The organism is Sinomicrobium halophytocola (assembly GCF_052983395.1).
This window is the reverse complement of sequence record NZ_JBRKIT010000043.1, coordinates 121,134-129,392: the sequence shown is the minus strand read 5'-3', so window position 1 is coordinate 129,392 and position 8,259 is coordinate 121,134. Positions and strand designations below refer to the sequence as shown.

The 8,259-nt window shown below is 43.9% G+C and carries 6 protein-coding genes; 5 read left to right on the top strand and 1 reads right to left on the bottom strand.

Going from position 1 to position 8,259, the window contains the following annotated elements:
* From ACVBDY_RS20585 to ACVBDY_RS20570, 4 genes are all read left to right on the top strand, one after another.
* Positions 1 to 1,944, top strand: a 1,944-nt coding sequence (locus tag ACVBDY_RS20585) for a CLIPPER-2 domain-containing protein (RefSeq protein ID WP_447177358.1), incomplete at its 5' end; no start/stop codon positions are given.
* A gap of 152 nt (positions 1,945 to 2,096) precedes the next feature.
* Entirely contained in the window at positions 2,097 to 3,008 is a 912-nt protein-coding gene (locus ACVBDY_RS20580) for a PorP/SprF family type IX secretion system membrane protein (protein ID WP_447177357.1), read from the top strand.
* Between the two features lie 180 nt (positions 3,009 to 3,188).
* Positions 3,189 to 5,138, top strand: a complete 1,950-nt coding sequence (locus tag ACVBDY_RS20575; RefSeq protein ID WP_447177356.1) for an OmpA family protein — start codon at positions 3,189 to 3,191, stop codon at positions 5,136 to 5,138.
* 248 nt (positions 5,139 to 5,386) lie between these two features.
* Positions 5,387 to 5,833, top strand: coding sequence for a DoxX family protein (locus ACVBDY_RS20570; protein ID WP_447177355.1), 447 nt, complete (start codon positions 5,387 to 5,389; stop codon positions 5,831 to 5,833).
* A gap of 208 nt (positions 5,834 to 6,041) precedes the next feature.
* Here the strand turns inward: ACVBDY_RS20570 and ACVBDY_RS20565 are convergent, their stop codons facing one another.
* Positions 6,042 to 6,437 carry a DoxX family protein gene (locus ACVBDY_RS20565; RefSeq protein ID WP_447177354.1) on the bottom strand — a complete coding sequence of 132 codons (396 nt, stop codon included), beginning with the start codon at positions 6,435 to 6,437 and terminating at the stop codon, positions 6,042 to 6,044.
* A gap of 321 nt (positions 6,438 to 6,758) precedes the next feature.
* Here ACVBDY_RS20565 and ACVBDY_RS20560 point away from each other — a divergent pair, with 321 nt between their 5' ends.
* Complete coding sequence (locus ACVBDY_RS20560; RefSeq protein ID WP_447177353.1) at positions 6,759 to 8,012, top strand: glycoside hydrolase family 76 protein; 1,254 nt, start codon at positions 6,759 to 6,761, stop codon at positions 8,010 to 8,012.
* Positions 8,013 to 8,259 lie beyond the last annotated feature (247 nt).

The following is an 8,259-nucleotide window of genomic DNA, read 5'->3' as shown; positions in this document are numbered from 1 at the left end:
AACGGTGGTGTCAGTAACCAGGCTTTGGCTACAGGTACTGATCCGAATGGCGATCCTATAGACGATGAATCCGGTACAGACGAAGATAATGACGATCCAACAGATACACCTTTAACACAAGAACCGTCAATCGCATTAGTGAAAACAGTCACCAATACGGGTAGCGGGGAAAATGGTGCCTTTGTAGTAGGCGATGCCATCGAATACACCTTTACGGTAAGCAATACCGGAAACGTAACCGTATCTGGTATCACTATCGATGATGATCTGACAAACACGTCCGGTTTACCGATCGCTCCGGCGACATTAGCTCCCGGAGAATCAGGTATGGCAACTGCTACTTATACGATCACCCAGGAAGATGTGGACAACGGTGGTGTCAGTAACCAGGCTTTGACTACAGGTACTGATCCGAATGGCGATCCTGTAGAGGATGAATCCGGAACAGATCCTGACAATGATGACCCGACAGAGACTCCTATAGACCAGATTCCGTCCATAGCATTAGTGAAAACCGGGGAGTATACGGATACCAACGGCAATGAAATGGCTGATGCGGGAGACGAAATTACCTATACTTTTACGGTGACCAACACAGGAAATGTAACTGTCGTCGATATCACGATCGATGATGCTTTGACAGAAACTGCTGGTCTACCGATCGTCCCGGCGACATTAGCTCCCGGAGAATCAGGTACGGCAACTGCTACTTATACGATCACCCAGGAAGATGTGGACAACGGCGGGGTGAGTAACCAGGCTTTGGCTACAGGTACTGACCCTAATGGTGACCCTGTCGAAGATACTTCGGGAACAGATCCGGACAACGATGATCCTACCGAAACAGTCATAGAACCAGATCCTGCTATGGCACTTATTAAGGCAGGAACCTATGTTGATGAAAACGGAGACGGAGTTGTAACCCCTGGGGACATCATTCAATATAGCTTTACCGTGGAAAATACGGGGAACGTGACTTTGAATAATGTAAGTATTTCCGATGAAACCATGGTTCCCGCACTGGAAGTCTCCGAAGTAAGTCCGTCTGTTCTGGCCCCTGGAGAAACAGGCACCGCTTCTGCAATATATGTGATCACCCAGGAAGATATTAATATAGGCGCAGTATATAATATCGCAGAAGCAAGCGCGGAAACACCCGATGGAGAAGAGGTATATGAAGAATCACAGCCTTCGGAACCACTTGATCCGTCAGATCCGTTCTACATGGACGAATGTCCCGATTGTACGGTTGTTAAGCTTGAGCGGGATCCTGAAATTACCCTTCTCAAGACAGGAGAATTCAATGATGAAAACGGTGACGGACAGGCCCAGGCCGGGGAAACCATAACCTATAGGTTTGAGGTAATAAATACAGGGAACGTATACCTGAGCAATATAGAAATTGAAGACCCATTGCCGGGAGTAACCATAACAGGCGGACCTGTCTCCCTGGCACCGGGTGAATCGGATAATACCACCTTCTCGGGAACTTATACGATCACCCAGGATGATATTATTGCCAGGGGGGTTACCAACCAGGCTACGGTTTATGCCGATGCTACCGATGGCTCCCGCGTAAGTAACGTTTCCGATAGTGAAGATGGTTTGGGTGATAATCCTACTTTCATAGCATTGGAAGGCTGTACCATAGAAGTGTTCAATGGCGTGTCACCCAACGGAGACGGATTGAATGATATCTTCAAAATACAGGGGATTGAATGTTATCCGGATAATACTGTGGAAATATACAATCGTTGGGGAGTTAAAGTTTACGATGTACGCGGATATGACAATAACAGCAGGGTATTCCGTGGTTATTCGGACGGACGGGCAACCCTGAACCAGGGAAAACGATTGCCGACAGGAACGTATTTCTATGTGCTGAAATACAGGACAGAAAACGGTAGTGTTCAGGATACATCGGGTTACCTCTTTATTAACTAATGTTTCAAAAAAAATGTGAAATATTCCGGTGTCGGTAGTTTAGGCTTACGATCATAATTTAGAATATGGTTTCCTACGTATTTCGGATGGTATTCCGGCACCGGATTTTAAAGATCAGATTTAAAGTGAGAACTAAAAATACAACGTATATTATGAAAAAGGCAGTATCGGTGCTCATCATATTTTGGTCACTGTCGGTTTTCGGACAGCAGGAACCGCAATACACGCAGTATATGTACAATACTGTAACGGTGAACCCGGGATATGCAGGTACACGGGGTGTAACCAGTTTATTCGGATTACACCGTTCTCAATGGATTGGTCTTGACGGCGCTCCGAGGACCACCCAGTTTTCCATCCATTCCCCGGTAAGCCGTAGGGGGCATGGATTGGGGCTATCCGTTATGAATGATAATATAGGCCCTTCCCGGGATACCTATATCAATGCCAGTTTTTCTTATTTGTTACAATTATCCGACAGGACCAGGTTGAATCTGGGGCTTATGGGAGGGGGGAGCTTCCTGGAAGTGGATTACAATAAACTCAATCTGGAAAACAACCAGGATCCGAACCTTACCGGGAAATTAAACAAATTCTCCCCGAATGTAGGGGTAGGGGCCTATCTGCATTCCGATAACTGGTATGTAGGACTTTCGGTGCCGGCATTGCTCGAAACCAGCTTTTATGACGATGTACAACAATCGGTAGCAAAAGAAAGGATGCATTTTTACCTGATCGGGGGTTATGTTTTTGACCTGGGCCCCTCAGTGAAATTCAAACCTGCAACCTTACTGAAAGCCGTAAACGGCGCCCCTCTTTCAGTAGATCTTTCGGCCAATTTTATGTTTAATGAAAACCTGACACTGGGTGCGGCCTATCGCTGGGATGCAGCAGTGAGTGCCATGGCCGGATTTAATATAACCCCAAGCCTGTTTGTAGGATATGCTTATGATTGGGACACCCGCCGCATAGGTAATTATAACTCGGGCAGTCATGAAGTATTTTTAAGATATGAGTTTATTTTCTCGTCGCGAAACAGGTTGCACTCTCCAAGATTCTTTTAGATTAATTGAATATGAAATGCCCGTTAACAAATTCACACAAGCCTAATCGAAAATGTTCTTTGAGCATTACTCCCGGCATTTTGATTTTATATGATGGAGTTCGTGAAACCTGACGCAGTGGATGAGCGTAGCTAATCTTCGATTTCCATCCGACCGTTGAAAAACAAATAAAAAGAACAGATGAAAAACAAACATATCAGGATGAAAAAATGTATACTCATCGGGTTATGCCTGATTATTGGAAATATGGCCTTTCCACAGGAAGCTAAAAAAACTAGGGCAGACAAGAGTTATGAAGATTTCGGGTACATAAAATCCAGGGAACTCTATGAAAACCTGCTGAAAAAGGGGTATGAATCCAAAGACCTGTACAGTAAACTGGGAGATACTTACTATTACAATGCCCTATATGCAGAAGCCTTGCAACATTACGAAAAAGTGTTTTCTTATGAAGAAGAAACAGACCCGGTGTACTATTACAGGTATGCCAAGTGCTTACAGGCCGAAGGAAATTATGATGAAGCCCAGAAAGTCCTGGAAAAATTTTACGGAATGATCGGTCAGTCCGGGATGCCCGGTAATTCCCTGTCTGAAGCATTGTTAACGATCCGGGAAAACTCCGGACGATATGAAATCGCGGATGTGGAAATTAATAGCGAATATGCCGATTTCGGACCTGCTTTTGGTAGTAAAGGACAAATCCTGTTTGCTTCTGCCAGGGATACCGGTATTTTTGTGGACCGTACGCATAAGTGGAATAAAAAGCCTTTTTTAAAACTTTACACGGCGTCGGCAAACGATAACGGGACCCTGTACGATCCCGAACAGCTCGAAGGCGATGTAAATACCAAATACCATCAAAGCTCCCCGGTAATCACCAAAGACGGGGAAACCATGTACTTTACCCGGAATAACTTCACGAAGGGAAATTACGGCAAGGACGAAGAAGGGACCAATCACCTGAAAATATACAGGGCGAAGCATGACGACGGAAAATGGACAGGGATTGAAGACCTGCCCATTAACGGGGAGGGTTTCTCTACTGCGCACCCCGCCCTGAGTCCCGATGATAAATATTTGTATTTTGCTTCGGACAGGCCCGGCAGCAAGGGAATGTCCGATATCTTCCGGGTAGAGATCATGACTGACGGCGGCTTCGGGCCTGTAGAAAATCTGGGGGAAATTGTAAATACCGTGGGTAGGGAAACTTTTCCTTTTATAGCTGAAAACGGAATACTCTATCTCGCATCCGACGGACATCCCGGGATCGGCGGATTGGATGTCTTTGCGGTTATCACAGGGCCTTTTGGAGAGGAACAGGTGATCAACGTAGGGGAACCCGTAAACTCGAAGGATGATGATTTCGGGTATATCGTTGATGTTAATACCCGGAAAGGATATTTTTCATCCAACCGTAACGAAGAAACCGGATTTGACAATATATACACTTTCCTGGAAAACGCTCCTCTTGCTATAGCGGCGGAATTATGTGGACATGTGAGGGATATTCATACCAAAGAACCTCTTGCCCGGACAAAAGTCACACTATATGATGAAGAAGGGGAAAAGAAAAAAGAATTCGAAACAGACGACGCGGGTAATTTTTGCGTAAAAGTACTTGCCGGTAAGAACTATAATACCCGTTATGATAAGGAGGAATACCAGCCGCATGAAGAATTTGTAACGAAACTCGAAGCAGGGGAGAAAAGGGAATTGCTCATTGAATTGGAACGCGGGGATATGTTCCCCGGGGACGACCTGGCGCAAAAACTCAACCTGAACCCTATTTACTTTGATTTCGACAAGCACAATATCCGGAAAGATGCTGCCGAGGAGCTGGCTAAAGTTATACAGGTCATGCAGCAATACCCGGGTATGGTCATAGAAGTGCGGTCACATACGGACAGCAGGGGCAGTGACCATTATAATCTTGCCTTATCCGACAGGAGAGCAAAGTCTACAGTCCATTATATTGTTGAAAAAGGTGAAATATCTCCGGACCGGGTTAGCGGAAAGGGTTATGGTGAAACAGAATTGGTTAACGAATGTGCTAATGGAGTGCCCTGTTCCAGGGAGAAACACCAGTTAAACAGGCGAAGCGAATTTATAATTGTTGAAATCCGTAAATAAACGAACATCACGATATAAGTATTTGTAATATCAATTGAAAGTTCTTTCATCCGTATAAAACAAAACGGGATTCTTGTAAAAGATCCCGTTTTTTATGGCATCATACGGTCAGAAAAAGTGTTCCGATTCAGCATTAAACACTATATTTGAAAATAACGGTATGGTAAATTGCAGACAGATTTTCGGCATGCAGTAATCTTGTGAGTTTCCAATCAGTAATTATCCTTGCTTACGGTAATCTTAAACAAATGATACACATAATGCAAACCAACGGTGATCTGATCATCACCTTTATCCGGGTCATCGCGGGTGTAATTATCTTCCCGTATGGAATGCAAAAATTATTTGGGTGGTTCGATGACCTGGGAGGAGGCGTAGGAATTAAAGCTTCCCTGCGTAGTTTTAAGGAGAAGAAAATACCGCTGTTTATTGCTTGGCTTGTAATTCTGGGGCAATCGATAGGCAGTATAATGTTGCTTATGGGGCTTGCCGGGAGGGTAGCTGCATTTTGTAACTTCCTTATTTTTAGCGGGGCCCTTGCCGTGCATTTTCCCGAAGGCTGGAGTATGAACTGGACCGGTAAGAAACAGGGGGAAGGGATAGAATATTTTTTTATGCTCCTGGCGTTACTTCTGGTGGTGATCCTTAAAGGAAGCGGAGGTCTGTCCGTTGACTATTGGCTTTTCAATAAGTAATATGATTTTAGACAGGAAAACGGCAGGTTTTATGCTTTGGGAGAAGATCTTTTTACAGCTAACCAGTCAACCTGCTGTGAGGCAGGTTGGGAAAAGCTTAGATGCATTTAACAATAATACGGTCCGGCGCTCTTAAAAAGCCTGTTTGCTTTGTACCTTAATTAATTGAAAATCCATGGTTACCGCCTCATACGTCGAAGTAGCTGGCTTAGGATATATTTTTTGTTTCCGCATTATTCTTTCCGGTATCTGTTTTATGAAAAGAAATAAATGAAATGATTAAAAGACCTAGAAAAATAACAGGTGATATCCTGGCCGAAATGGGATCACTCGAAGCCGTATGGGCTATGAAGGCGGAAACAAAGGTGATGGTAAACCCGGCGTAGGCCCATTCCTTGATCCACCCTTTTATCGGCGCAAGAAGAACAATCGCTCCTATCAGTTTGGCGATGGCAAGTTCTATCCGGAAATAATCAGGATACCCAAGGTGTGTAAAAGCTTGTTGTATACCGGCATTTGTCAAATAGGAATACGTAGAGAACAACATCATCAGGGATACGACAATGGTTGTTACCCAGTAAGTCAGTTTCCACGGTTTTTTCATTTTTTATATATTTTGTTTGATATGGCTAAATTAAACTTCTTAATTATGGTTTTGTTAGCGGTATACCAAAGGTTAGTGGTTACATTTTGGTTAGTTTGTTGTACCGGAAAAGAGGAATTATCCCGGAACCCGGAGAAAAAGCAGGTATAGGATTGCTCCCGGTCACATATTTGGCCATTAAAGCACTCTTAAATAATACGCCTTAATAAGTTTCGGGGATATTTTGTAAGAAAAACGATTTTCTATTGGGACTTTTCCTATGTTTAAGTGTGATGTTTATATAAATTCTGTTACAACTATAACCTTAAACCTGCTTATATTATGAAAAGAAGTTTTATGTATTATGTCATTTTAGGATCAATAACATTGTTAACAATGTACTCCTGTGATGATAAAGTGACATCGGAACCGGATGCTACCATTTCCGGAGAAAACGTTACCGGTCTTATTGCAGAAGAAGAAAATGACTGGGTAACTAAAGCGGATACGCTTATGAAAGCGATTGTCGAACTGTATCTCGACGGAAAACCGCGCGATATCTGGAGTTCACAGTATCCGCAGGGAGGTGGCTATTGGGACGGGGCTGCCGTAATATGGGGACATGGCTCGGCATTTTCAGGGTATACCGCTTTTAAACACAGCACCTGGGATATTCCAGGACTCAGGGCGGAAGTGGAAGAAAAATACGACGAAAGATTACTTACCGCTATCGATAAGTTCAGGAATCAGAGGAACGGAGGACCGGAGGCATATGCAGTGTATCCAGGGGAAGGGGATGAACGGTATTACGATGATAATATATGGGTGGGGACCGATATGGTTAACCTTTATTTACTGACAAATGATATGAGGTATCTTGAAAGGGCCGAGCTCGTCTGGAATTTTGTTCAGGCAGGAACAGATGATATTATGGGAGGCGGAGTGTACTGGAAAGAAGGATTAAACTCCAAACATACCTGTTCTACGGCTCCCGCAGCCGTGCTGGCGGCCCGGTTATATGAGGCTACCGGGGAAGAATACTATTTAACAAGTGCCAGAGCATATTATTCCTGGGTTAAAGAAGTACTTCAGGACCCTTCTGATTATTTATACTGGGACAATGCCCGGTTATCGGATGAAAATGATCCGGATTCCGAGATACTAATATCCACGGCCAAGTACTCGTATAATTCCGGTCAGCCCATGCAGGCAGCGGTATTGCTATACAATATTACCAATGAGACACATTATCTGGAAGATGCACAAAATATAGCCGAAGCGGCCCACCAGAAATGGTTTGCCCCGTTCCGGTCCGATATTCTGAATGAATCCTTCAATATATTGGAACCCGGCCATGTGTGGTTCCAGGGCATTATGCTAAGAGGCTATGTGGAACTCTACAATGTAGATCACAACAGCGAGTATATTGATGATTATAAGAAAACCCTGCTCCATGCCTGGCTGTCCGATGCCAGGAACAGGGATACTAATCTTATCAATGAGAACTTTAAAGGAACAACCACGCAAGATAAATGGGAGATCCTTCACCAGGGAGCTATTGTGGAAATGCTGTCGCAGTTGGCCATGACGGAATAATAAATGGCTGTTGGTAACAGAAATAGAAAAGTCTGTTCGAATTCGCAATGGACTTAGGTGAAAACAATAATGAAATATCAGGGCAGGGGATAGGTTTGCCGGCTATCCGCCTGCCATTTTTGAATGTCCCTTAATCCGTATTATTTTGTTAAATACGGAATCAATATATCATATGCGGAAAAGCAATGTCAGATTTATTGATAAATTTATAACTGTTTTTTCGCATGAACCGCACATCCTCAATAAC